Origin of the sequence: Arthrobacter sp. 147(2020), from assembly GCF_013116715.1 — a bacterium.
GTDB lineage: Bacteria > Actinomycetota > Actinomycetes > Actinomycetales > Micrococcaceae > Arthrobacter_D.
Map to the genome: position 1 here is coordinate 1 of NZ_JABFOM010000008.1, position 22,193 is coordinate 22,193.

At 65.7% G+C, this 22,193-nt stretch carries 22 protein-coding genes and 1 pseudogene; 18 read left to right on the forward strand and 5 right to left on the reverse strand.

All coding sequences use genetic code 11. The features are described from left to right. The 7 genes and pseudogenes from HMI58_RS07695 to HMI58_RS07725 form a co-directional block, all read left to right on the forward strand. Positions 1 to 572 (forward strand): annotated as a pseudogene (locus HMI58_RS07695) (hypothetical protein); the annotation flags it as partial. Then, positions 569 to 1,765, forward strand: a complete 1,197-nt coding sequence (locus tag HMI58_RS07700; RefSeq protein WP_225667967.1) for a TadA family conjugal transfer-associated ATPase — start codon at positions 569 to 571, stop codon at positions 1,763 to 1,765. The pseudogene HMI58_RS07695 and the gene HMI58_RS07700, both read left to right, overlap by 4 nt. Then, positions 1,762 to 2,541: a hypothetical protein gene (locus HMI58_RS07705; protein WP_171618759.1), complete on the forward strand. Its 780-nt coding sequence runs from the start codon at positions 1,762 to 1,764 to the stop codon at positions 2,539 to 2,541. Before HMI58_RS07700 ends, HMI58_RS07705 begins: the two co-directional genes overlap by 4 nt. Next, the gene (locus HMI58_RS07710; RefSeq protein ID WP_171585758.1) at positions 2,538 to 3,164 is read left to right on the forward strand and encodes a type II secretion system F family protein; all 627 of its coding nucleotides are present in this window, start codon (positions 2,538 to 2,540) and stop codon (positions 3,162 to 3,164) included. The genes HMI58_RS07705 and HMI58_RS07710 overlap by 4 nt, the downstream gene beginning before the upstream one ends. 165 nt (positions 3,165 to 3,329) lie before the next feature. Then, positions 3,330 to 3,548, forward strand: a complete 219-nt coding sequence (locus HMI58_RS07715; RefSeq protein ID WP_171585760.1) for a DUF4244 domain-containing protein — start codon at positions 3,330 to 3,332, stop codon at positions 3,546 to 3,548. A 63-nt stretch (positions 3,549 to 3,611) separates the two neighbouring features. Then, positions 3,612 to 4,067 carry a TadE family type IV pilus minor pilin gene (locus tag HMI58_RS07720; RefSeq protein WP_192476265.1) on the forward strand — a complete coding sequence of 152 codons (456 nt, stop codon included), beginning with the start codon at positions 3,612 to 3,614 and terminating at the stop codon, positions 4,065 to 4,067. 35 nt (positions 4,068 to 4,102) lie between these two features. Continuing rightward, positions 4,103 to 4,456 (forward strand): Rv3654c family TadE-like protein, encoded by a 354-nt coding sequence (locus HMI58_RS07725; protein ID WP_318779164.1) that lies wholly within the window; start codon positions 4,103 to 4,105, stop codon positions 4,454 to 4,456. A 4-nt stretch (positions 4,457 to 4,460) separates the two neighbouring features. On the opposite strand, the gene HMI58_RS07730 is transcribed toward HMI58_RS07725, so the two are convergent. Then, positions 4,461 to 6,830, reverse strand: coding sequence for a DEAD/DEAH box helicase (locus tag HMI58_RS07730; protein WP_171618761.1), 2,370 nt, complete (start codon positions 6,828 to 6,830; stop codon positions 4,461 to 4,463). A 76-nt stretch (positions 6,831 to 6,906) separates the two neighbouring features. After that, the gene (locus HMI58_RS07735) at positions 6,907 to 7,464 is read right to left on the reverse strand and encodes a GNAT family N-acetyltransferase (RefSeq protein ID WP_171585764.1); all 558 of its coding nucleotides are present in this window, start codon (positions 7,462 to 7,464) and stop codon (positions 6,907 to 6,909) included. A gap of 191 nt (positions 7,465 to 7,655) precedes the next feature. Between HMI58_RS07735 and HMI58_RS07740 the strand changes: the two genes are divergently transcribed. The 6 genes from HMI58_RS07740 (at position 7,656) to proC (ending at position 16,265) form a co-directional block, all read left to right on the forward strand. Beyond that, positions 7,656 to 8,582 carry a rhodanese-related sulfurtransferase gene (locus tag HMI58_RS07740; protein WP_171618763.1) on the forward strand — a complete coding sequence of 309 codons (927 nt, stop codon included), beginning with the start codon at positions 7,656 to 7,658 and terminating at the stop codon, positions 8,580 to 8,582. Next, a complete protein-coding gene (locus HMI58_RS07745; RefSeq protein ID WP_171618765.1) occupies positions 8,579 to 10,225 on the forward strand; it encodes a class I SAM-dependent methyltransferase in 1,647 nt (548 codons plus the stop codon). Before HMI58_RS07740 ends, HMI58_RS07745 begins: the two co-directional genes overlap by 4 nt. A gap of 201 nt (positions 10,226 to 10,426) precedes the next feature. Then, a complete protein-coding gene (gene topA, locus HMI58_RS07750) occupies positions 10,427 to 13,192 on the forward strand; it encodes a type I DNA topoisomerase (protein WP_171618767.1) in 2,766 nt (921 codons plus the stop codon). Between the two features lie 98 nt (positions 13,193 to 13,290). Next, the gene (locus tag HMI58_RS07755; RefSeq protein ID WP_171618769.1) at positions 13,291 to 14,313 is read left to right on the forward strand and encodes a Ppx/GppA family phosphatase; all 1,023 of its coding nucleotides are present in this window, start codon (positions 13,291 to 13,293) and stop codon (positions 14,311 to 14,313) included. Then, the gene (locus HMI58_RS07760) at positions 14,310 to 15,125 is read left to right on the forward strand and encodes a sugar phosphate isomerase/epimerase (protein ID WP_318779163.1); all 816 of its coding nucleotides are present in this window, start codon (positions 14,310 to 14,312) and stop codon (positions 15,123 to 15,125) included. The genes HMI58_RS07755 and HMI58_RS07760 overlap by 4 nt, the downstream gene beginning before the upstream one ends. 294 nt (positions 15,126 to 15,419) lie before the next feature. Further along, the gene (proC, locus tag HMI58_RS07765) at positions 15,420 to 16,265 is read left to right on the forward strand and encodes a pyrroline-5-carboxylate reductase (RefSeq protein WP_171585773.1); all 846 of its coding nucleotides are present in this window, start codon (positions 15,420 to 15,422) and stop codon (positions 16,263 to 16,265) included. 32 nt (positions 16,266 to 16,297) lie between these two features. On the opposite strand, the gene HMI58_RS07770 is transcribed toward proC, so the two are convergent. After that, positions 16,298 to 16,966: a TrkA family potassium uptake protein gene (locus HMI58_RS07770; RefSeq protein WP_171585775.1), complete on the reverse strand. Its 669-nt coding sequence runs from the start codon at positions 16,964 to 16,966 to the stop codon at positions 16,298 to 16,300. After that, entirely contained in the window at positions 16,959 to 18,371 is a 1,413-nt protein-coding gene (locus HMI58_RS07775; protein ID WP_225667966.1) for a potassium transporter TrkG, read from the reverse strand. Before HMI58_RS07775 ends, HMI58_RS07770 begins: the two co-directional genes overlap by 8 nt. 129 nt (positions 18,372 to 18,500) lie before the next feature. Here HMI58_RS07775 and HMI58_RS07780 point away from each other — a divergent pair, with 129 nt between their 5' ends. The 4 genes from HMI58_RS07780 to HMI58_RS07795 all read left to right on the forward strand — a co-directional run bounded on the left by HMI58_RS07780 (position 18,501) and on the right by HMI58_RS07795 (position 20,895). After that, complete coding sequence (locus HMI58_RS07780; protein ID WP_171618773.1) at positions 18,501 to 19,700, forward strand: acetoin utilization protein AcuC; 1,200 nt, start codon at positions 18,501 to 18,503, stop codon at positions 19,698 to 19,700. 33 nt (positions 19,701 to 19,733) lie between these two features. Then, the gene (locus HMI58_RS07785; RefSeq protein WP_171618775.1) at positions 19,734 to 20,183 is read left to right on the forward strand and encodes a metalloregulator ArsR/SmtB family transcription factor; all 450 of its coding nucleotides are present in this window, start codon (positions 19,734 to 19,736) and stop codon (positions 20,181 to 20,183) included. 181 nt (positions 20,184 to 20,364) lie between these two features. Continuing rightward, positions 20,365 to 20,577: a helix-turn-helix domain-containing protein gene (locus HMI58_RS07790; RefSeq protein ID WP_171585781.1), complete on the forward strand. Its 213-nt coding sequence runs from the start codon at positions 20,365 to 20,367 to the stop codon at positions 20,575 to 20,577. A 219-nt stretch (positions 20,578 to 20,796) separates the two neighbouring features. Beyond that, a complete protein-coding gene (locus tag HMI58_RS07795) occupies positions 20,797 to 20,895 on the forward strand; it encodes an AURKAIP1/COX24 domain-containing protein (protein ID WP_003792170.1) in 99 nt (32 codons plus the stop codon). Positions 20,896 to 21,001: 106 nt separating this feature from the next. Here HMI58_RS07795 and HMI58_RS07800 read toward each other — a convergent pair whose 3' ends face one another. Beyond that, a complete protein-coding gene (locus tag HMI58_RS07800) occupies positions 21,002 to 21,826 on the reverse strand; it encodes an HAD-IB family hydrolase (protein WP_225667965.1) in 825 nt (274 codons plus the stop codon). 77 nt (positions 21,827 to 21,903) lie between these two features. Between HMI58_RS07800 and HMI58_RS07805 the strand changes: the two genes are divergently transcribed. Then, positions 21,904 to 22,185, forward strand: a complete 282-nt coding sequence (locus tag HMI58_RS07805) for a glutaredoxin family protein (protein ID WP_171618777.1) — start codon at positions 21,904 to 21,906, stop codon at positions 22,183 to 22,185. Positions 22,186 to 22,193 lie beyond the last annotated feature (8 nt).

The window sequence follows — 22,193 nt, forward strand, 5'->3', positions numbered from 1 at the left end:
GGACAGGGGAGGGGCCGGGTGTGCGGTGGGCGGACCTGGGCGAGGTGAGCGGTACGCTCAATCCCGACCAGCTGGTCGGCGCCTTGCCCACGGTGTCGGGTGTTTCGGTGCTGTCCATGAGCGGAGCTGGTCCAGCCGAGTCAGAGATCCTGGCCTCCCCGGCCGTGCCATCGGTGGTGGATGCGATCCGTACCGCTTTCACGCTGACAGTTGTCGATCTGCCGTCCGGCCGGCCGGCAGGAGGTCCGCTGCTGCAGGTCTGTGACACGCTAGTGCTCCTGGTTCCGGGCCGGGCCAGACCGATTGCGGCAGCCCGCTCCCTGGCACAGCAAACCCGCCACCTGCCGGTGTCGGTGGTCGCCCGGGGGCCGCTGGCATCCGGGTTGGACCCGCATCGGGTGGCCGAGATCACCGGGCTACCGCTGGCGGGCTACCTTCCCCAGCTGCGCGGCGTGCACACCGCCGAGCATCAGGGGCGGCTCTTGGAACTTGGATCCCAGCGTGCTCTCCGGCGGCTCACCTCCAGCCTTCTTGCCTCGCTTCCGGACGTGGCCGGGAAGGCGTGGCGATGAGCGACCGGCCAGCAATCCGCCGGGATGACCGCGCTCCTGACGACGTCGGAAGGTCAATGGTCAGCGAAGTACGACAGGCTGTCCTCGCGGACCAGCTGCCGCTGACCGGCGCCCGCCTGGCAGCGGCGGTCCAGTCAACCGGCAAGCTGTTAGGTTCCGCTGGAACACTCCGCACAGTGGATCGGGTGCAGGCGGAACTGCAGGGATTAGGGCCGTTGCAGCATCTTCTCGCCGACCCCACGGTCACCGACATCCTGGTCAACGGGCCCGACGAGGTGTGGGTGGACGGCGCCAACGGGCTGCGGCGGACCCCGGTGGTCTTCCACGCGGACTCCGAGGTGAGGTCCTTGGCCGTTCGGCTTATTTCGGCAGGTGGGCGGCGGCTCGACGACGGCAATCCCTGCGCCGACGTCCGGCTCAGGACGTTCCGGGTGCACGCAGTCCTCACTCCCGTCTCCAACCGGGGCACACTCTTGTCCATCCGTATCCAGCGACACCGCGAGTTCACCCTGGAGGAGCTGACCCGGTCCGGCACCCTCGACCAGGAAATGTCCGAGGTGCTGCGCGCGGTGGTGGAGCAGCGCCTCAACTTTCTGATCAGCGGGGCGACTGGCACCGGCAAGACCACCCTCCTGTCGACTCTGCTGGCCCTGAGCGCCCCCACCGAACGGCTCATCACCGTCGAGGATTCTGCGGAGTTGACCCCGCGACATCCCCACACGGTCCCACTGCAGTGTCGCCACGGCAATGTGGAGGGCGCCGGGTCCGTGGACCTCGCAGAACTGGTACGTCAGGCGCTGCGGATGCGCCCGGACCGGCTGATAGTCGGTGAATGCCGTGGAGGTGAGGTCCGGGAACTCCTGTCCGCGATGAATACCGGCCATTCGGGAGCTGGCGGAACGATTCACTCCAACTCGGCCGAAACAGTCCCGGCCCGTCTGACGGCCCTGGGTTCGCTGGCGGGCCTGAGCCAGGAGTCCGTCACCCTGCAGGCAGCCAGCGCCCTCGACGTCGTCGTGCATCTGGTGCGCACCGTCAGGGGCCGCCAGGTCGCAGCAATTGGGCTTGTGGAACTGGATGAGGCGGGTCACTTGGTCGTGCGGCCGGCTCTGGTCCAGGGCATCGACGGAAGCAAACCGGCAGCCGGCTGGTCCCGGCTGGTAAAACTGCTCGGGCACGGACCGGACCGATGACCGGAATCCTGACGGGCGCCCTCCTGTTGGCGGGCTACCTGATCCTCACCCTTCCCTCCGGCAGTGGCGCCAGTCTGATGTCCATGCCGACCAGCAGGATCACCGGGTGGAGGCGCCCCGCGCGGTCAGCCGCTCTTGATCCCGCAGAGCTGCCGTTGTTCGTCCACCAACTCACCGCCCTGCTGCAGGGCGGACGGTCGCCACACCAGCTGTGGCAGGACGTTGCCCTGCTGTACGCGGCAGCCGACGATGGCAGCGGGCGGCAGGACCCGACCGGTTTCGCCCAACTCGCGGCACCCGTGCTGCGGGCCGCCCAACAGGCGGCAGCCATCGGTGCGGGCGTCCCGGAGGTGCTCCGGGCCGCAGCCACCGAACCACCCGGGCCACGCGGCTGGAGACCCGGCCGGCCACGAACCCCACCCTCAGTGTGCGCCGGGTTATGGCGGGATCTGGCAGTCTGCCTGGAGATTTCCGAACGCAGTGGCGCACCACTGACCGAGGTCCTCGGCCGGTACGCGGCGCAGCTCGACCTCGCGCTCGACTCGGCATCGGCCCGGGCGACGGCCCTGGCCGGTCCGAAGGCCACGGCCCGGCTGCTTGGCTGGCTGCCCGTGTTCGGACTCGGACTGGGCTATCTGACCGGACTTCAGCCGCTCGCCGTCCTCCTTGGATCCGCTGCGGGGATAACGCTGCTCTGTACAGGAGGCGCGTTGATGCTGCTGGGGCGGTTCTGGTCCGGACGGCTGGTTGCCACGGCAGGAAAGGAGCCGGGATGACCGGAGTGGTTGTTTTCCTCCTCATCTTCGCCGGGTGCTGGCTGCTGGTCGGCTCATCTCGGTTCGGAATCGCGGCGTTGAACCATAGCCCTGGCGTGGACCACGGCCAGCAGCGCACCGGCCTCGGGCGAGGGTGGCGGGCATCCGGCGACCGCGATTCGCCCAAAGCAGCGGTTCATCCGCTTGACCCGGCTGTGATGATCGACCTGCTGGGGGCAATGCTGGTTGCTGGTGCGCCCGTCGGGGAGTCGCTGGCAGCGCTTGCAGGCTCCTCCCCGCCGCCGGTGGCACAGGGCCTCCGGCGCGTCACGGGGGCTCTCGCCCTCGGATCGGACTGGGACGCGGCCTGGAACTCGGCGATATCGCAATCAGACCGTCCCACCCGGAAGGTGCTGGCGGAACTCAGGGATGCGCTGCGATTCGCGGCCCTGACCGGTGCGTCCTCTGCCGGAATGGTTCACGCCTACGCCGCACAGTTACGGCGCCGGAGAAATGGCGAGGCAGAGCGGCGTGCCGCGACCCTCGGTGTCCGACTCGTGGTTCCCCTGGGGCTGTGCTATCTGCCAGCTTTCATCTGCCTGGGGGTGCTTCCCATGGTCCTCGCTTTGCTTCCGCGCTGGTAATGACCCGGGTGACCGACCGTCGGAGACTTATCCACATAGCGCGTGCGTTCGGTCCGCAGCCGGGCGCGAACGGGCAGAGTTTTCAGCAGGACACATCAGAGTCCCAACCGATCGAGTGCCCACGTGGGGCAGGGCACTCACCAGATGGATCACACGGAGGAAGACATGTCATCACTCAAGGTACTCGTTTCGCGGACCGGCAGGCGTTTGGCCAGGGAAGTACGTCGACTCGCAAGGTCAGAGGCAGGGATGGCCACCGCGGAGTACGCCATTGCCACGCTGGCAGCGGTGGGGTTCGCCGCACTACTGGTGGCGATCCTGTCCAGCGGGGAGGTCAGGGGCATGTTGATGAACCTGATCAGTTCGGCCCTCAGCTTCGGGTAAGCCGCAGTGTCTCCCCATTCAGCCTTAACGAGACGGCGGCGGCCCGACTCCCAGCACGGGGCGGTGACGGCGGAAGTGGCGGTCGCACTGCCGTCCTTGATCGTGCTTCTGGCGCTGCTCCTGGGCGCCGCCACGGCCGGGCTGACCCAGCTCAGGCTAGAGGAGGCGGCCCGTGCCGGGGCCCGGGAAGTGGTCAGGGGAGAGCGAGCGGACGAAGTGCAGGCAACGGTGCGCAGGCTCGCTGGCTCGCAGTCACAGCTGGAGGTAGCGGAGCAGGGGGTCTGGACCACCGTGACCGTTGGGTCCCGCGTCTCCCTGCCGGGGGTCGACTTTCTGGGATGGGACCTGTCGGCGTCTGCCACGGCCCGGGCAGAACTCCAGAAGCAGGTCCACGGGAAGCCGTATCGGGGTGCTCCGGCTGCAGAGAATAAGTCAGCTGCCTGCCATCCAGGCACTGGTGGACCACGGGGTGGCTGCGCGGCACCGCCCGGCCAGGCGCCCACGGAGTACAGCCCGTGAAGGGGCGGGCCCACAGGCGGCGCCGAGGAGGGGAAGTGGGAGCCGGAACAGTGTTGACCTGCGGGTTCGCGTTGCTGCTCATGTCCCTGATTGCCGCAATGGTTCTGCTCGCCCAGGCAGGTGCGACGGCGTCCCGGGCAGCGACAGCCGCCGATCTGGCAGCGCTGGCCGCCGCGGACGCGTCCCGCGGATTGATACCCGGCGACCCCTGCACGGTGGCTGCAGAAACCGCAGCGGCACAGGGGGCAACCCTGCAGTCCTGCAGCAGGGCAGGGCCGGGCGGCACGGTCGTGGAGGTGCGCACGTCCGCCAGGGTCGATCCGGCGGTCCACTGGTTCGCGCTGATCCCGGACGCGACCGGCCGGGCGCGTGCCGGACCGCCGCCCTGATTCGCTAGCCGGGGATGCCGGGGATGCCGGGGATGCCGGGGATGCCGGGGGTGCCTACCGGATCCTGGGCGAGCAGGAGCGCGAGCAGGGTAGCCGCACCGGCCTTGCTCAGCGGGTTATTCCGGTTTCCACACTTCGGCGACTGCACGCAGGAAGGGCACCCGGTGTCGCACTCGCAGGCACGAATCGCATCGAGGGTCGCCTTGATCCAGATCCTGACGGCGTCGTAACCCCGTTCGGCGAAGCCCGCCCCACCCGGGTGGCCGTCGTAGACGAAGATAGTCGGCACCATGGTGTCGGCGTGCAGGGCGGTAGATACTCCGCCGATGTCCCAGCGGTCGCTCGACGCCACGAGGGGTAGCAGGCCGATCGCTGCGTGTTCGGCGGCGTGCAGGGCTCCCGGAAGATCGGCAGCCGTCAGGCCGTTGGCCTCCAGCAGACGCTGATCGAACTCAAACCAGACACCCTTCGTATGAAGGTCACGAGCGCCCAGCTCCAGCGGTTCCTCACCGAGGATCTCGTTGGAGACGAAAGCCTTGCGCTGGAACGAGACCACCTGGGTGGTCACCAGCACCTCACCGAACCTGATCTGGACACCACCCCAGTCCTGGGTGCGGTCAGTCCCGATCACCTCGATCTCGGTGATGTCCCTGGCCTGGGTGTAGTAGTCAGGGTTGGAGCGGGTCACCATCGCGCAATGATCCTGCTCGTTCAGTTCATCCACCACATAGGTCTGCCCCTGGTGCACGTAAATCGCTCCGGCGTGCGCCTGGTAGTGGCTCTGCGGCGAATCCATGGTGCCGAGCATCGTGCCGGTTCCGGTTTCGACGATGCTGATGGGCCCACCGCCGTCCGCGCGGAGGTTCACCATCGCGGCGGCACTCTGCGGATGGGTCCAGAACCAGCCCGCGGGCCGCTGGCGAAGAAACCCCTGCGTCACCAGTTTGGCCAGCAGGGCTTCGACACCCGCACCGAAGAGGGGCAGCTCGGCCGGAGTCAACGGTAGCTCCGCAGCCGCCGCGCACAGATGCGGGCCCAGCACATACGGGTTGGTCGGGTCGAACACCGTGGCTTCCACCCCGACGTCGAACACCGCCTCGGGATGATGCACCAGATAGGTGTCCAGCGGGTCGTCGCTCGCGACGAAAGCGGCGAGTGCATCCTGGCCCGAACGCCCGGCCCTGCCGATCTGCTGCAAAAGCGACGCGCGGGTGCCGGGCCAGCCCGCCACCAGGACCGCGTCCAGCCCTGAGATGTCGATGCCCAGTTCCAGCGCAGGCGTGCTTGCGACGCCGAGAAGTTGCCCGCTGCGGAGCGCCGCCTCCAGTTCCCTGCGCTCTTCAGGCAAATAGCCCGACCGGTAGGCGGCAACCCGGGCTGGCAGGCTCGGATGGACCTCGTGGAGCAACCGTTTGGACATCGCCGCGATGCTCTCTGCGCCCCGCCTTGACTTGATGAAAGCGATAGTACGCACCTGCGCTGAGACCAGGTTCGTCAACAGGTCGGACGTCTCGGCGATGACGGTCCGGCGCTTGGGTGCGCCGTTCTCCCCGCGCAGGTCGGTGAGCTCAGGCTCCCAAAAGGCCACCGTGGTGGAGCCGTGGGGTGAACTGTCCTCGATGACGGGGGTCGCCTCGCCGCCGATCAGCTTCCCGAAGGAGGCCCCTGGATCGGCTGACGTGGCTGAGGCCCCAATGAACACGGGAGAGGCACCGTAGTACTCGCAGACCCGCCGCAGGCGCCGTAGCAGGTTCGCCACGTGTGATCCGAAGACTCCCCGATAGCTGTGCGCCTCATCGATGATTACGTACTTCAGCCGCCTGAAGTACCTGGCCCACCAGGCATGATTCGGGAGAATCCCATAGTGCAGCATGTCCGGGTTGGCCAGGACCAGGTTCGCGTGATCCCTGATCCACCGGCGAGCTGTGGGGTCCGTATCGCCATCGTAGGTTTCCGCCCGCACCGTCGGAAGGTTCAGAGCCTTGACGGCGGCCAGCTGGTCAGCGGCGAGGGCCTTGGTCGGGGCGAGGTACAGCGCCACCGATCCGGTGGGCTCCAGGGAAACCTGGTCGCCAAGCGCCGTCCGATGGATCTCGTCGAGCACCGGCAACTGATAGCAGAGCGATTTTCCGGACGCCGTTCCGGTCGCCACGATGGTGTGCTGCCCGCTATGGGCTGCGTTCGCTGCGGTGACCTGATGCAGCCACGGGGTCGGAACCCCCAGGGCGCCGTAGGCGGCGACCACGTCCGGGTGCGCCCAGGCCGGCCACGGTTCGGTGACGGCCTGCCGGGTCGGGATCTGACGGACATGGACCAGCTGCTCCGGTTCGGCGCCCCCACCAAGCAGGGGGATCAGGGAGTCATGTTGGGCCACGGTGCCATTGTGTCACTCCGGCGGGCACACACCGCCCGCCGGAGCAGGTGCCCGCTCCGTCCGAGGGACGGAAGGGTCAGCCGCGAATCACAAAAACATCGGCCAGATGGTTCCAGCCCAGGAACTGGTACAGCTGCTGGCCATCCGCCGAGGCCATCAGCAGCCCGTCCTGCACGTCATCCTCGAGCACCGCGGAGGTGAGCGCCCGCATGACGAAACTGCCGAGCCCCCGGCGCCGGTACGCCTCGTTGGTAATGATGCGGTCGTAGACCGCGAAGTCCTGTTCGACGGCGACCGAGCCGCGGGCGGCTTCCTCCCCATTGGCCGTCACCATCACCCGGCGGCACGACGGTTCACGCAGGTGGGTGAGGGAGAACACGTCATCCGGCGCCCGCGGCTCCTCCACGTCCTGGCCATCCATGTTGACCGTCATCAGTGCCTGACGGTTGTCGACCACGCGCAACCCCGCAGGACGCAGCGTCGCCAGCAGGTCATTCATCCTGGTGGTGACCACCGTCAGGAGACGGTTCGGATCGGCCTTCGTTTCAGCGGCGAGCGCCAGCGCCTCCTCGTCGGATGGTTCATAGACGAAGTGTTCCAGCTGGTTTCCGGAGTCGGTCAGCACAACTGACACCGTCCGTCCCTCGTCATGCGGCTGATAACCCCGGCAGGCGGACCAACCAGAAATCCACGTTTTCATCAAGTCTTCAGACAGGGTTGCGCTCATGCAATGACCATAGTTTGTAGGACAGGTATTGAACATAGAATTACCCGGCTGTAGCGCATTTGAGACCTGCTATGACAGGGGCCGTTATGCTTAAATGCGTGTCCATGAACCGCATTGTGCTCTATTACGCCTTCACCCCATTGCCAGACCCCGAAGCCGTGCGCCTCTGGCAGCGCGCCCTCTGCGAGAAGCTGGGGCTGCGGGGACGCATCCTGCTGTCGAAAGACGGGATCAACGGCACGGTGGGCGGGGAGCTCAACGCGATGAAACAGTACGTGAAAGCCACCCGCGAATACCCTGCCTTCAAGAAGATGGACATCAAGTGGTCGGAGGGCGGCGCGGCTGACTTCCCCCGCCTCAGCGTGAAAGTGAGGGACGAAATTGTGTCCTTCGGCGCCCCGAACGAACTCAAGGTCAACGAATCGGGGGTGGTGGGCGGTGGCACCCACCTCAAACCGGCTGACCTGCACCGGCTGGTGGATGCGAAAAAAGCCAGCGGGGAAGAAGTAGTCTTCTTCGACGGCCGCAACGCCCTCGAAGCGCAGATCGGCCGGTTCAGGAACGCGATCGTGCCCAACGTGGCCACCACCCAGGACTTCGTCAACGAACTGGACTCCGGCCGGTATGACGACCTCAAGGACAAGCCGGTGGTCACCTACTGCACCGGCGGGATCCGCTGCGAGGTGCTGTCCAGCCTGATGATCAACCGTGGTTTCACCGAGGTCTACCAGCTCGACGGCGGGATTGTGCGATACGGCGAGGAATACGGTGACTCCGGCCTCTGGGAAGGGTCGCTGTACGTGTTCGACAAACGCATGCACGTCGAGTTCTCCAAGGATGCGAAGACCATCGGCAAATGTGTCCGCTGCGCGTCGCCCACCAACAAGTTCGAGAACTGCTCCAACCTTGCCTGCCGGAACCTCACCCTCTACTGCGCCGACTGCGCGGCCTCCCCGTCGACCCTGCGTTGCCCGCAGGGCTGCGAATCAGACGAGTCCGAGGCCACTGCCGCAGGTGCCGCGTGACCCCCACCGATTTCGTTGCCGACGTCCCCGACGCCCCGGCCAGCAACCACCCCGCACTGCTCGGGCAGCTGGCCGCTGACCTTCTGGCACTGAACTACACGGTCGACGGCGTTGCCGAGCTGGTCGGCGACGAAGCCTGGCAGGCGTTGGAAAAGGACCAGCTGATCCCGGCGCTGCTCGCCTGCCAGCAGGCGGGGACCTCCGGTGATCAGCCGGCCGCTCCCGTCCTGCTTTGGATGCTCGGCGAGCGGATATCGGACGACCAATTGGGCACGGCGTTCCCCCGAACGGGACCGGAAGGGTTGCACCGTCTGGGGTTGGCTGAGCGCTCCGACGCGGACCACTGGCATGCAACTGTCGACCTGCGGCCCTACACCTCCGACACGAGCGGTGACCTGTGGGTTGCCAGTGACCTGGGGCAACACCAGCGGCCCGGCGTCCTCCGGCGCGACCATGTCCTCGGAATCGGTCACGCCTCCTTGAACCTCGCCCAACTGACCATCCGGCCGGCAGTCGACCGTTCCCTGGATCTGGGCACCGGTTGCGGGATCCAGACCTTTCACCTGCTCGATCACGCACAACATGTCACCGCCACCGACATCTCGACGCGAGCTCTTGCCTTCACCCGGTTCAACCTGCTCCTGAACGCTGAGGGTCTCCGGCTCGACCCCACGGATCTCGGGGCACGGGTCACCCTCAGGCAGGGCAGCCTGCTGGACCCCGTGGCGGGGGAGACCTTCGACCTGATCGTCTCCAACCCACCGTTTGTCATCACCCCGCGCCAGCCCGGCGAATCCGCCGATAACCAGTTCACCTACCGCGACGGCGGGCTGCCGGGCGACGACATTGTCTCCACCCTGGTCAGGGACCTTCCGGCGCTGCTGACCGAGGGTGGAACCGCCCAGCTGCTGGGCAACTGGGAGATCACGGCCGGCAGCGGCACCTGGCATGAACGGATCGAGTCCTGGATCCCCGCCGGAGTGGATGGCTGGGTGATCCAGCGGGAACAGCTCACGCCGTCGGGCTATGCCCTGACCTGGCTGCGGGACGCCGCCGAAACCCGCGACCCCCACTGGTTCGCCGAGCGTTACTCTGCGTATCTCGCCGACTTCGCCAGCCGGAACGTCGAGGCCATCGGGTTCGGCTCGGTGGTGCTCCGCACCCAGCCACCGGGCGGCCCCAGCCAGGCAGGGCCCGCACCGCTGCGAAGGTTCGAAGAGATTACCCACCCTCTGGAACAGCCCATCGGCCCCCACATCGCTGCTGCTCTGCGCCGCCAGGACTGGTCGACCGCGCACACCGGGGACCTCGCGGACCAGCACCTCGTGGTGTCCGACGACGTCACCGAGGAACGGCACCAGCGCCCCGGCGCTGAACACCCCGGCGTGATCCTGCTGCGGCAGGGCGCAGGATTCCGGCGCACGAACCTCCTCAGTACCGAACTGGCCGGCTTCGTCTCCGCCTGCGACGGCGAGCTCACCGCCGGTCAGATCACGATGGCACTCGGCGCCCTCCTCGGCCAGGACGACGAGGGCTTCCGGGAGGCGCTTCTCGCTGATGTGCTGGAGCTTCTCCTTGACGGCTTCCTCATCCCGGCCGATGACCACTGGGACCAGGACCGTCCCGTCGAAGTCGGCCACTAGCCACCCGCCCGGGGCATCCGGCGACGAGAGGTTGTACACAGTTATCGCGCTTTTGTGACCACCCCTACATCGGAGCCGTTACCCTATTGCAGGAAGGCATACCGCATACTGTGAAGGGTATGGGGCCAGAGAACCAGTGGCGTCCCGTCACGAACCACGCTGAATCAGCACCGAAATCAGCGACCTATATATAGGAGAGAAGTGCCCACTAAGGCAACGGACAAGAAGCCCGGCCGCAAGCTCGTCATTGTTGAGTCACCCGCAAAGAGCAAGACCATTGCGGGCTATCTTGGCGAGGGCTTCGAGGTCACGGCGTCCATGGGGCACATCCGGGATCTTCCCCAGCCCTCCGACCTGCCCGCCGAGCTCAAGAAGACCGGTGTCGGCAAGTTCGCGGTGGACCTCGACAAGGACTTCGAGCCCTACTACGTGGTGTCCGCCAACAAGAAGAAGACCGTCGCCGAGCTCAAGGCTGCACTCAAGGGCGCCGAAGCCCTCTACCTCGCAACTGACGGTGACCGCGAAGGTGAAGCGATAGCCTGGCACCTGCTCGAGGTCCTCAAGCCCAAGGTTCCCGTATACCGGCTGACCTTCCCCGAAATCACCAAGGAAGCCATCCAGCGTGCCCTGCTGGAAATGCGCGAACTCGACATCCCCATGGTCGATGCGCAGGAGACCCGGCGGATCCTCGACCGGCTCTACGGTTACGAGATTTCGCCGGTGCTGTGGCGCAAGGTGGCCCGCGGGCTCTCCGCTGGCCGGGTGCAGTCGGTTGCGACCCGCCTCGTGGTGGAACGCGAACGGGAACGGATGGCGTTCCGCGCCGCCTCGTACTGGGACCTGACTGGTTCGTTTTCGCCGCTGAGCGGCGACGAACGGCAATCCTTCGGCGCCAAACTGGTCAGCCTCGACGGTGCCCGCGTCGCCACCGGCAAGGATTTCAACGACCTGGGCGAGCTGAAGTCATCGACAGTTGCACGGCTCGACGCGGAGACCGCCGAATCCCTGGCAGCCGAACTCCAGACCTCCGAGTTCGCCGTCCGTTCAGTGGACACCAAGCCCTATACCCGCCGCCCGGCGGCGCCGTTCACGACGTCGACCCTGCAGCAGGAAGCGGCACGCAAGCTCCGCTTCTCCTCCCGGGTCACCATGCAGGTGGCACAGCGGCTGTACGAAAACGGCTATATCACCTATATGCGAACCGACTCGCCAGCCCTGTCGGACCAGGCTGTCAACGCTGCCCGCCGCCAGGCCTCCGAACTGTACGGCGCCGAATATGTGCCGGACGCCCGCCGGGTCTATAAGGGCAAGTCGAAGAACGCACAGGAGGCCCACGAGGCCATCCGTCCCGCGGGTGACTCCTTCCGTACCCCGGCCCAGGTGGCCGGCCAGCTCCGCGGCGACGAGTTCCGCCTGTACGAACTCATCTGGAAGCGGACCGTTGCCTCCCAGATGGCTGACGCCAAGGGCTCGACGGCGACCCTCCGGCTGGGTGCGCTGGCAACCGGACCGGACGGTAGGACCCGCGACGCCGAGTTCTCCGCTTCCGGAACGGTGATCACCTTCCGCGGTTTCATGGCCGCCTACGAGGAAGGCAAGGACGCCGGCCGCAACGAACAGGACGCCGCCGACGACGGTGGGCAGGGAGCGCGGCTCCCCAACCTCAGCGCCGGGGACAAGCTGGGCGCCGAGGAAGTCACCGCCGTCGGGCATGAGACCTCGCCGCCGCCGCGTTACACCGAAGCCTCCCTGGTGAAGGTGCTTGAGGAGCTCGGCATCGGCCGTCCCTCCACGTACGCCGCGACCATTTCCACCATCATGGACCGCGGGTATGTGCGCACCCGTGGGCAGGCCCTGGTTCCCAGCTGGATCGCTTTCTCGGTGGTCCGGTTGCTGGAGGAACATTTCCATGACTACGTCGACTACGACTTCACGGCCGAGCTGGAAGAGGACCTTGACCGCATTGCCCGCGGCGAGGCCGGCCGGGTCGACTGGCTGAACCACTTCTACTACGGGGACCGCAAGGTCACCGGGCTGCACACCATCGTGAATGACCTGGGCGAGATTGATGCACGCAAGATCAACTCGATCGAGATCGCTGAGGGCATCACCCTGCGGGTCGGCAAGTTCGGTCCCTACCTGGAGAAGCCACTCGACCCCGACGCCGAGGAGGGCACCGAGCCGCAACGCGCGAACGTGCCCGAGGATCTCGCTCCTGATGAGCTGACCGTTGAGAAGGCCATCGAACTGATGAACTCGTCCGGCACCGAAGAGCGCGTCCTCGGGGAGGACCCCGAAACGGGACGCACCATCGTAGCCCGCGACGGCCGGTACGGGCCCTACGTGATCGAACTGATCCCGGAGGTCACCGAGGAGGAACTGGCCAAGCAGCCGGTCGAGTACTACAAGAACGGCAAGCCGAAGCCGCCCAAGAAGCCGGTGAAGGAAAAGCCGCGGACGGGCTCCCTGTTCGCGTCGATGTCGCTGGAAACTGTCACGCTTGAGGATGCCCTGAAGCTGATGAATCTTCCCCGGGTCCTTGGAACCGATGCCGAGGGCAAGGAGATCACTGTCCAGAACGGGCGGTTCGGTCCCTACCTGAAGAAGGGCACCGATTCGCGGTCTATCGGGTCGGAAGAGGAAATCTTCACCATCACCCTCGAGCAGGCGCTGGAGATCTATTCGCAGCCCAAGCAGCGTGGCGGCCGGGTGGCCGCCCCGCCGCTCGCCGAGTTCGGTGACGACCCGGTCTCCGAGAAGCCGGTAGTGGTCAAGGACGGTCGCTTCGGCCCGTACATTACCGACGGCGTCACCAACATCACCGTTCCGCGGTCGATGGCCATCGAGGAGCTGACCCGGGAGATGGCGCTGGACCTTCTGGCGGAGAAACGCGCCAAGGGCCCGGCGCCGAAGAAGAAGCCGGCCACCCGGGCGCCAGCCAAGCGTAAAGTTGCTGCACGCAAGTAGAGGTTCGGTGGCGGGTGCCACCGGGTAGGCCCGATCAGTCACAGGACGTCGTGGGGGCGCGTCGTCAACGGAAGTAGCTCACGAGACATAATGGAATCATGCGTCTAGGCGTCCTCGATATTGGATCAAATACGGTGCACCTGCTCCTGGTGGATGCGCATGCCGGGGCACGACCGGTACCCTTCGCGTCCCACAAGCGTCCACTCCAGTTGGTGGCGCACCTGGACGCCGACGGCGCCATCACCGATCAGGGGCAGGATGAGCTGATCAGCTTCGTCAAGGACGCGCGGAAGTTCGCCGACCGCCACGGTGCTGAAGACTTCCTCGCTTTCTGCACCTCGGCCATCCGGGAGTCCGCGAACGGGGCCGCCGTGCTGCAGCGGGTCAAGGAGGAAACCGCCGTAGCGCTTCAGGAGCTCACCGGCGACCAGGAAGCGGCCATGACGTTCCAGGCCGTCCGTCGCTGGTACGGCTGGAGCGCCGGCTCGATTCTCAACCTCGACATCGGCGGAGGCTCCTTTGAAATGGCCATGGGCGCCGACGAACTGCCCGAGGTCGCCATCTCGGTGCCACTCGGAGCCGGACGGCTTACCCGGGACTGGCTCTCAGCTGACCCGCCCACCGCGAAGAGCGTCAAGAACCTCCGGCGATACATCCGCGGCACCATGAAGGAGGCGGCCGCCGAGTTCGCTTCCCTCGGTGAACCGCATCTGGTGGCGGGGACATCCAAGACGTTCCGGTCGCTGGCCAGACTGGCTGGCGCGGCGCCGTCGGCGGCAGGGCCGTTCGTGCGCAGGGAGCTCCGTCTCGAGGACCTGTCCCTCTGGACCAAGCGCCTGGCGGCCATGTCAGTGAAGGACCGGGTCAACCTCGACGGCGTCTCCGAGGCCCGGGCGGCGCAGGTGCTCGCCGGTGCACTGGTGGCCGAGGCTGCCCTTGAGGCGTTCAAGGTGGACAGCGTGAAGATCTGTCCGTGGGCGCTCCGTGAGGGCCTCCTGCTTCGACGGTTCGACACGAAGATGTTCGAAGCGCAGGAACCGATGCCGGCGGTCGGCGTCGGTCATGTGCAACTGAATTCGGCCCTCCAAGACACCCCGTGGGCAGGACGCGCGGCACTGTGAGCGGGGAAGCTGCACCGCAGCGGGACGGGGTGCGGGTCGCGCTCTCCAGCGCATCCGTCTACCCCCTCGCGGTGCATGAGGCGTTCGCCGTATCCCGGAACCTGGGCTATGACGGCGTCGAGGTGATGGTCACCAACAACCATGTCAGCCAGAATCCGGACATGCTCAGCGCGCTTAGCCGAGAGTATGACCAGCCGATTGTGGCGATCCATGCCCCGACCCTCCTGCTCACCCAGCAGGTGTGGGGCAAGGCGTGGACCAAGGTGGAAATGTCGGCCGCGATGGCGGCGGAGGTCGGGGCAACGACTGTAGTGGTCCATCCACCCTTCCGGTGGCAGAGCGGCTATGCCGAAAACTTCGCCGAGGGGGTGCAGCGCATCACCGCCGAATATGGGGTGACAGTCGCGGTCGAGAACATGTATCCGTGGCGGGTCCGGGGTCGTGAGGCGAAGGCCTATCTGCCGCACTGGAACCCGGTGCCGCAGGGCTATGAAGCGGTCACCTGGGACTTCTCCCATGCAGCGATTGCCGGGATGGATTCGCTCGACGAAATGCGGACGCTCGGCGACCGGTTATCGCACGTGCACCTGACCGACGGTACGCCCAACGGCAGGGACGAGCACTTGTTGCCGGGGCAGGGGACACAGCGCTGCGCCGAATCCCTGCAGTTCCTCGTCGATTCGGGGTTCACCGGGGTGGTGGCGGTCGAGGTCAGCACCAGAAAAGCGAAAGGTGCCGACGAGCGGGACAAGTGGTTGGGGGAAACACTCGCTTTTGCTCGACGACACCTGGGTCAGGCCAAGGAAGCCTGACGGTTATCACTCGCACCTCTAGGAGGTGTTACCAACACTAGGACCGCTACTTGTGCGTTAGCCGTGAGGTACCTGAGTGTTGGGCTTAAAGGGAACGGTGCCGGCGAGCTGTCCAAGCGAGTGGGGGGCAAGCTTGCGTCGCTCACCGGCACCTGAGACGGATCAGACCCTAAGGCCTGATCCGTCATCACTCGCACCTTTATGAGGCAATAACGAGTGTACTGTTATTTCCTCGTGAATATGCCTGAGGAGGCTGGGATATCGCTGGGAATTCGGCCGTGGCAGGATGGATTCATGAATAACACCCCTGAACCCACGATTTCCTTCCTCGGCTGCGGCTCCATGAATGAGGCAATTCTGGGGGGCCTGCTCGCCGGCGGGCTTTCACCCGAGCGCGTGAGCGCGACGGTCCGGGGAGCGGAACGGGCAGCAGAGCTGCGCGGCACCCATGGCATTACGGTGCTTGCCACCTCGGAAGACCCGGAGGCCAACCGGGTGGCCGCGGCGGGAGCCGACGTCGTCATCATGGGCGTCAAGCCGGTAGGAACCATCGACCTCGCCCGCGAAATCGCTCCAGTGCTGAAACCGACCACCACCGTCCTGAGCGTCGCCGCGGCCATCTCCCTGGCGATGCTGGAGGCCGCCCTCCCTGAAGGCCAGCCGGTCATCCGATCCATGCCGAACACGCCGTCCCGGCTCGGCAGGGGAGTGCTCTCCATCTCGGCGGGTACTCACGCCGATGCGGCCCTGATGGCGCAGGCGAGGGAGATCCTCAGCTCCGCCGGAACGGTGGTGGATATTCCGGAGAGTCAGGTCGACGCCCTGTCGGCGGTCAGCGGCTCCGGCCCTGCCTATGTGTTCTACCTTGCCGAGGCGATGGCCGCGGCCGGCGTGGAGCTGGGCCTCGATCCTGAGCTGGCCAAGGTCCTGGCCACCGAGACGGTGGCCGGAGCCGGTTTGATGCTGGCGGAGCCGGGAGCCGACCCCACCGCACTCCGACGGGCAGTGACCAGCCCCAATGGCACCACCGAGCAGGCGATCGCCACCTTCGACCGGCTGGACCTGCCAGTGATCGTCGCTGCGGGAGCCCGGTCCGCCAGCAACCGTGCCAAGGCGATCACCGAGGAGCTGGACAGCTAACCGATGACCCGCCCCACCCGGATGCTTCCGGGTCAGGGGCGGGCGGCGAAGCGTTCCAGCAGATCCACATGGCCGGAGACAATCAGCATGTCCCGGCTGGTCACCTTGGTGTCCGGCCGGGCGTAGGTAAAGTCCTCGCCCGGCGATTTTACGCCGACCACTGTGACGCCGTATTTGGACCGCACCGCCGACTCGCCGAGGGTGAACCCCTGGGTCTCCTTGGGTGGGTACATCTTCACGATCGCGAAGCCGTCGTCGAACTCGATGAAGTCCAGCATGCGACCGCCCACCAAGTGGGCTGCCCGCACCCCGGCGTCCGCCTCGGGGTAGATGACGTGGTTGGCGCCGATCCGCTTCAGGATCTTTCCGTGCGCCGGAGTAATCGCCTTGACCCAGAGGTGGTCGATGCCCAGGTCCACCAGGTTCGCCGTGATCAGCACGCTTGACTCGATCGACGTTCCCACGCCGACGACGGCGGCGGTGAACTCCTGCGCCCCCAGCTGGCGGAGCGCGTCAATATTGGTGGCATCGGCCTCGACCACATGGGTGAGCACCCCCGACCACTTCTGGACGAGCTGGGTGTCGCGTTCAATCGCCAGGACCTCGCGGCCCTGCTTCACCAGTTGGTCGGCGGTGGCTGAGCCAAAGCGGCCGAGCCCGATCACCAGAACCGGTGCGTTGTGTGCTGGTCTCTCAGCCAATGATTGGCCTTTCTTCGGGGTAGTGGTACAGGGTACTGCGTTGCCGCAGGGCTAGCGCGGAGGCGAGCGTGATGGTCCCCATCCGGCCAGCGAACATCAGCGCGGACAGCACATACTTGCCCTCCGGGGGTAGTTCGGCGCTGAGGTTGGTGCTCAGCCCACAGGTGGCGAACGCCGAGATCACCTCGAAGAGCACCCGGTTCAGGTCCTCCTCGGTCATCCAGAGCAGGATCCCCGTGGCCACCAGCACCAGGGTTGCGCCCATGAAGATCACCGAGATGGCCACCCGCATCACACCCTCGGGGATTTTGCGTCCGTAGGCCTTCACATCGGAGTTGCCGCGGGCTTCGGCCACGATAGCAAGGAACATGACGGCGATGGTGGTCACCTTGATGCCGCCCGCGGTGGAGGCGGACCCACCGCCGGCGAACATCAGGGCGTCGGTCAGCAGCATCGTCGCCGAGCCCATCTCCGCCTGGTCCACCAGGTTGAACCCGCCCGAGCGTGTCATCACCGAGGCGAAGAGGGCATGGATCACCTTGTCGCCGTCGTTGAATCCGCCAATGGTCCGGTTGTTGGACCATTCCATCGCCCCCCAGGCGACTGCGCCGGCCACCAGAAGAATCAGCGAGACATTGACGGTGAGCTTGGTGTGGAGGCTCCATTTGCGGACCCTGAGCCGGTACTGGATGAGGACCAGGATGACGGGAAAGCCGAGGCTACCCAGAAACACGCCAATCATCAGGGGTACCAGGATGAACAGGTCGGTCTCGTAGGGAACCAGCCCGTCGGAGTGTGGCGTGAAACCGGCGTTGTTGAAAGCGGAAATGGAGTAGAACACGCCGTGCCAGACAGCGAGCCAGAACGGTTCCCCGAGCACCATGAACCGTGGGATCAGCATCAGGGCGAGCACAATCTCGACCACCACCGACGTGGTGATCACGATCCGCAGCAGCGTTCCGACCTCGCCGAGCCGGCTGGCGTTGTTGAGTGCCGACTGTGCCAGCAGCTTGCCGCGCACTCCGAGCCGCTTGCTCACCATCAGCGCGAGCAGCGAGGCAAGGGTCAGGGTGCCGAGGCCGCCCACGAAAATGGCAATCAGGATCACCAGCTGACCGAAGAAGGACCAGTACGCCGCGGTGGAGACAACTGTCAGCCCGACCACGCAGACCGCTGACACCGCGGTGAACATCGCATCGTGCAGGGGGGCCGCCTCGCCGTCGGCGGTCGCTATCGGCAGGCTCAGCAGGGCGGTGAAGATGAGGATGACGCTAAAGAAGATGATCAGCGCGACGCGGGCGGGGGAACTGTTCGCCACCCCGTCGATGAAGTCCCGGACGCGAGCCAGCAGCCTCAGGTATACGCTCTGCTCTTCCCGCAGCCAGGACGGCTGTTGTCTTGCCATAGCGCTCGCTTTGCCCCGGTTCCGCGGTCTCGACTTCGGCTGGATTACACCAGATGTCCTCCGAGTAGTAAACCACTTTCGGGATGCCACCGTGTCCAGACATCCCGCAAATCACGTAGCCTGTCAGTGATGAGTAGCGAATCCCCGTCGATCCCCACCAGCGTTGTCTGGGACGACTCAATGCTGGCCTACAACTTTGGCCCGACGCACCCGATGAACCCGCAGCGGCTGGCGCTCACGGCACGTCTTTCCACTGACCTGGGTCTCTTCGACCACCAGGCCGTCACCCTCACCCCACCGTTCGTGGCAACTGACGCGGAACTGGCTACCGTCCACGACGACGACTACATCGACGCGGTGCGGACAGCCGGAGCGGATCCCGAGCAGGCGGACCAGGCAGTGGGGCTGGGCACCGCTGACAATCCTGCGTTCGCTGGGATGCATGAGGCCAGCGCGCGGCTGGTTGGCGGTTCGCTGGCCGCCGCCGACGCCATTCTTGCGGGGCATGCAGTGCATGCGGTGAACTTCGGCGGCGGGATGCATCACGCTGGCCGCTCCATGGCCAGCGGGTTCTGTATCTACAACGACGCCGCCGCCGCCATCCAGCGGCTGCTCGACTCGGGGACTCAACGGGTCCTCTATATCGACGTCGACGCCCACCACGGTGACGGAACCCAGAGCATCTTCTGGAATGACCCGCGGGTGATGACCATTTCGCTGCATGAGACCGGGATGAGCCTGTTCCCGGGGACCGGATTTGCCAACGAGGTAGGGGGACCGCGCGCCGAGGGATACGCGGTCAACGTTGCACTACCGACCCTGGCTGGCGATGGCGCCTTCCTCCGCGCATTCCACGCAGTGGTTCCGCCGCTCGCGGAAGCATTCCAGCCCGAGGTCATCCTGAGTCAGCATGGCTGCGATAGCCATGTTGACGACCCGCTGACCAATCTCAGGATCAGCGTCGATGCCCAACGCGACCTGATGGTCAGCATCAGTGACCTGGCAGCGCGGGTCTGCGAGGGCCGTTGGATCGCCACCGGCGGCGGAGGGTACAACCTCACGAGCGTGGTGCCCCGTGTCTGGTCAACACTGATTGCGGTGGCCGCCGGTGTGCCCGTCGGGCCCAAGACTCCGGTGCCCGAGTCTTGGCGATCCTACGTGCTCGAGCAGTACGGGACGACGGCGCCTCTCCTGATGGGTGACGGCGCGGATACCTGGTGGCGCTCCTGGGAAGTCGGCTACGATCCCAACGACGAGCTGGACCGCACGGTGATGGCCACCCGGAAGGCAATCTTTCCACTGCACGGCCTCGATCCGTGGTTTGACTAGCATCGAACGCATATATGCCGCTAGGGTAATGGAATGGTCATAGAGGATGTTTTTGCCGTCGTCGCGGAGGGTACCCGCCGGGAGATTTTGGGGTCGCTCCGCGCCGGCGACAAAGCGGTAGGCGAGCTGGTCGACGAGCTCGAAGTCAGCCAGCCGACTGTCTCGAAGCACCTGAAGGTTTTGCGTGTTGCCGGCCTGGTATCGATGCGGGCGCAGGGACAGCGCCGCTACTATTCACTGAACCCCGCGCCGCTGCGAGAGATAGAACTCTGGTTGGGTTCGTTCGACTTCCCGGCCAAGACGCCGCCAGAGCCCGAACTCGCTGCAGTTGCTCCGCGCCCGTCAACGGTCCTCGCGACAGCTGTTGATCCGGCCACCGACCTTGCCGGCCAGCAAGCCTTCGGTCGCACTGTGGGCAGGGCTGCCGAACGTGCAGCTGACCTCTTCGCACAGCTCCCGAAACTGAGGCGTCGACGCGACTGATCCTGCCGCGGCCATCCCGCTCGGCGGCGCCGCCGACACTTTCACTTTGGTCACAGCAGCAACTAGAGTACTAGGTGGCGGACTTTTCCCAACACGTGGCGACAGGCCGTTTGGGCTGCCACGAGGCACGCCTCAGGTTGCACACGTTGGGTGCAAGCCTCAGTTTTAGGAGCAATGTGGGATGGTAGACGCGAGCAATTTCTCGGACGTTCGGTTTGTGACGGTGGCCGAGGTGGCCGACATGATGCGAGTCTCCAAAATGACCGTTTATCGCCTGATTCACTCCGGCGAAATGCCAGCAGTCCGCTTCGGCCGGTCCTACCGGGTGCCGGAATCGGCTGTCGAACAATTTGTCAGGGGCGCGGTGGTGGACGGCCAGTCCGAAACGGGCTAGTCGGCACCGGGTTCTCAGGCCGCCGATCTCCCCGAAGTAGTCCGGTCGGGAGAGGTCACAATTAGCGGTACCCTGTTAAGGAGCGTTTTACGCGCTGTTGGCCGTGCGCCCGAGTGGCGGAAAGGCCGATCCGCGTAGGTAGTTGCGTTATTGTCAGAATCCGATCGTTGGCCCCACCCGGGCCGTGTCGGAAACCGAAGATCAGTTTGTGAGGACTTTATGGGTTCAGTAATTAAGAAGCGCCGCAAGCGTATGGCCAAGAAGAAGCACCGCAAGCTGCTTCGTAAGACCCGTCACCAGCGTCGCAACAAGAAGTAACTTCATTTTTTCAGTTTCTTGAAGGGCCCGTCACCTCGGTGGCGGGCCCTTCAGCGTTAAGCCCGACCCAGTGTCAACATGATCGAGAGTGAGAGCCTGGCTCTGCCTAGCTCCCGCGCATCCTGGTGAACCCACGCCAGAGCCCGTAGACCGCACCGGCACCCGTGGCCACCTTCAGCCCCAGAGTGGCGGCACGTCGGCCGCTGCGGAAGTCGTAGATCGGCCAGTTGTTCTCCCGTGCATGCCGCCGGAGTCTCCGGTCCGGATTGATCGCCACCGGATGGCCCACAATGGTCAGCAGGGGGATGTCATTGAAGGAATCGGAGTATCCCCAGCACCGCCGGAGATTGAGGCCTTCCTTCTCCGCCAGCGCGCGCACCGCAACCGCCTTGGCAGGCCCGTGAAGAAACTCGCCCACGAGCTTCCCGGTGTACAGGCCATCAGCCACTTCACCGACGGTGCCGAGTGCGCCGGTCAGTCCCAGCCTGTTGGCGATCACGCTGGCCACCTCGACGGGTGTCCCGGTGACAAGCCAGACGCGTCGCCCTGACTTCAGGTGCTGTTCGGCCAGGGCACGTGCACCGGGCCAGATCTTGGAGGCGATCATCTCGTCGTACACTTCTTCGCCCAGCGCCAACACGTCCTCGTGGGCAATGCCGATGGCGAAGGCCAACGCTGCGTCGCGCACTGAATTGATGTCGGTCATGTTCTCGCCACGCATGACGAAGCGGAGTTGTTTCCAGGCCAGCCCGACGGCGAAACGGAGGGTGAAGGCCCTGCGCTGATACATCTTCCGTCCCACGTGGAAAAGGCTGGCGCCGCGCATCATGGTGTTGTCGACGTCGAAGAATGCGGCATCTCCTCCTGGGCCGGGGAGGGTGTCGGCTACCCCTGGGACCACGCGCAGGGGTCCGGTGCTGGCAACGGACATGCTCTGAGTCTAAATCAATCGCATCGGGCCACGGCCCGATACTGTGTGCTCACCGGTGAGGCGGTAACTTGGGTGGCATGACCCCTACACCACCGTCCGACGTTCCAGAGGGCGAGGTGCGCGCCCCGAGGGTGGAGCTGCTCACCCGGCCCGACTGCCACCTGTGCGCTGATGCCCGGGCTGTGGTCGAGTTGGTATGCGGCGAGCTGGCGGTGCCCTGGCGGGAGCTGTCGACGGAGGAGAGGTCGGACCTGCTCGAGAAGTTCGCCGAGGAGATCCCGGTGCTGTTCATTGACGGTGTGCAACGTGACTTCTGGAAGATTGACGAGCGGCGGCTTCGATCGCTCCTGGCCCCATGACGGTCCCC

Excerpts from the sequence above, each read along its gene's own strand:
- HMI58_RS07780 (WP_171618773.1), top strand. The coding sequence starts at position 18,501 with ATGAGTAGCGAATCCCCGTCGATCCCCACCAGCGTTGTCTGGGACGAC.
- HMI58_RS07715 (WP_171585760.1), top strand. The coding sequence starts at position 3,330 with ATGTCATCACTCAAGGTACTCGTTTCGCGGACCGGCAGGCGTTTGGCC.
- HMI58_RS07800 (WP_225667965.1), bottom strand. The coding sequence starts at position 21,826 with ATGTCCGTTGCCAGCACCGGACCCCTGCGCGTGGTCCCAGGGGTAGCC.
- HMI58_RS07705 (WP_171618759.1), top strand. The coding sequence starts at position 1,762 with ATGACCGGAATCCTGACGGGCGCCCTCCTGTTGGCGGGCTACCTGATC.
- HMI58_RS07805 (WP_171618777.1), top strand. The coding sequence starts at position 21,904 with ATGACCCCTACACCACCGTCCGACGTTCCAGAGGGCGAGGTGCGCGCC.
- HMI58_RS07775 (WP_225667966.1), bottom strand. The coding sequence starts at position 18,371 with ATGGCAAGACAACAGCCGTCCTGGCTGCGGGAAGAGCAGAGCGTATAC.
- HMI58_RS07755 (WP_171618769.1), top strand. The coding sequence starts at position 13,291 with ATGCGTCTAGGCGTCCTCGATATTGGATCAAATACGGTGCACCTGCTC.
- proC (WP_171585773.1), top strand. The coding sequence starts at position 15,420 with ATGAATAACACCCCTGAACCCACGATTTCCTTCCTCGGCTGCGGCTCC.
- HMI58_RS07795 (WP_003792170.1), top strand. The coding sequence starts at position 20,797 with ATGGGTTCAGTAATTAAGAAGCGCCGCAAGCGTATGGCCAAGAAGAAG.
- HMI58_RS07700 (WP_225667967.1), top strand. The coding sequence starts at position 569 with ATGAGCGACCGGCCAGCAATCCGCCGGGATGACCGCGCTCCTGACGAC.
- HMI58_RS07790 (WP_171585781.1), top strand. The coding sequence starts at position 20,365 with ATGGTAGACGCGAGCAATTTCTCGGACGTTCGGTTTGTGACGGTGGCC.
- HMI58_RS07710 (WP_171585758.1), top strand. The coding sequence starts at position 2,538 with ATGACCGGAGTGGTTGTTTTCCTCCTCATCTTCGCCGGGTGCTGGCTG.
- HMI58_RS07785 (WP_171618775.1), top strand. The coding sequence starts at position 19,734 with ATGGTCATAGAGGATGTTTTTGCCGTCGTCGCGGAGGGTACCCGCCGG.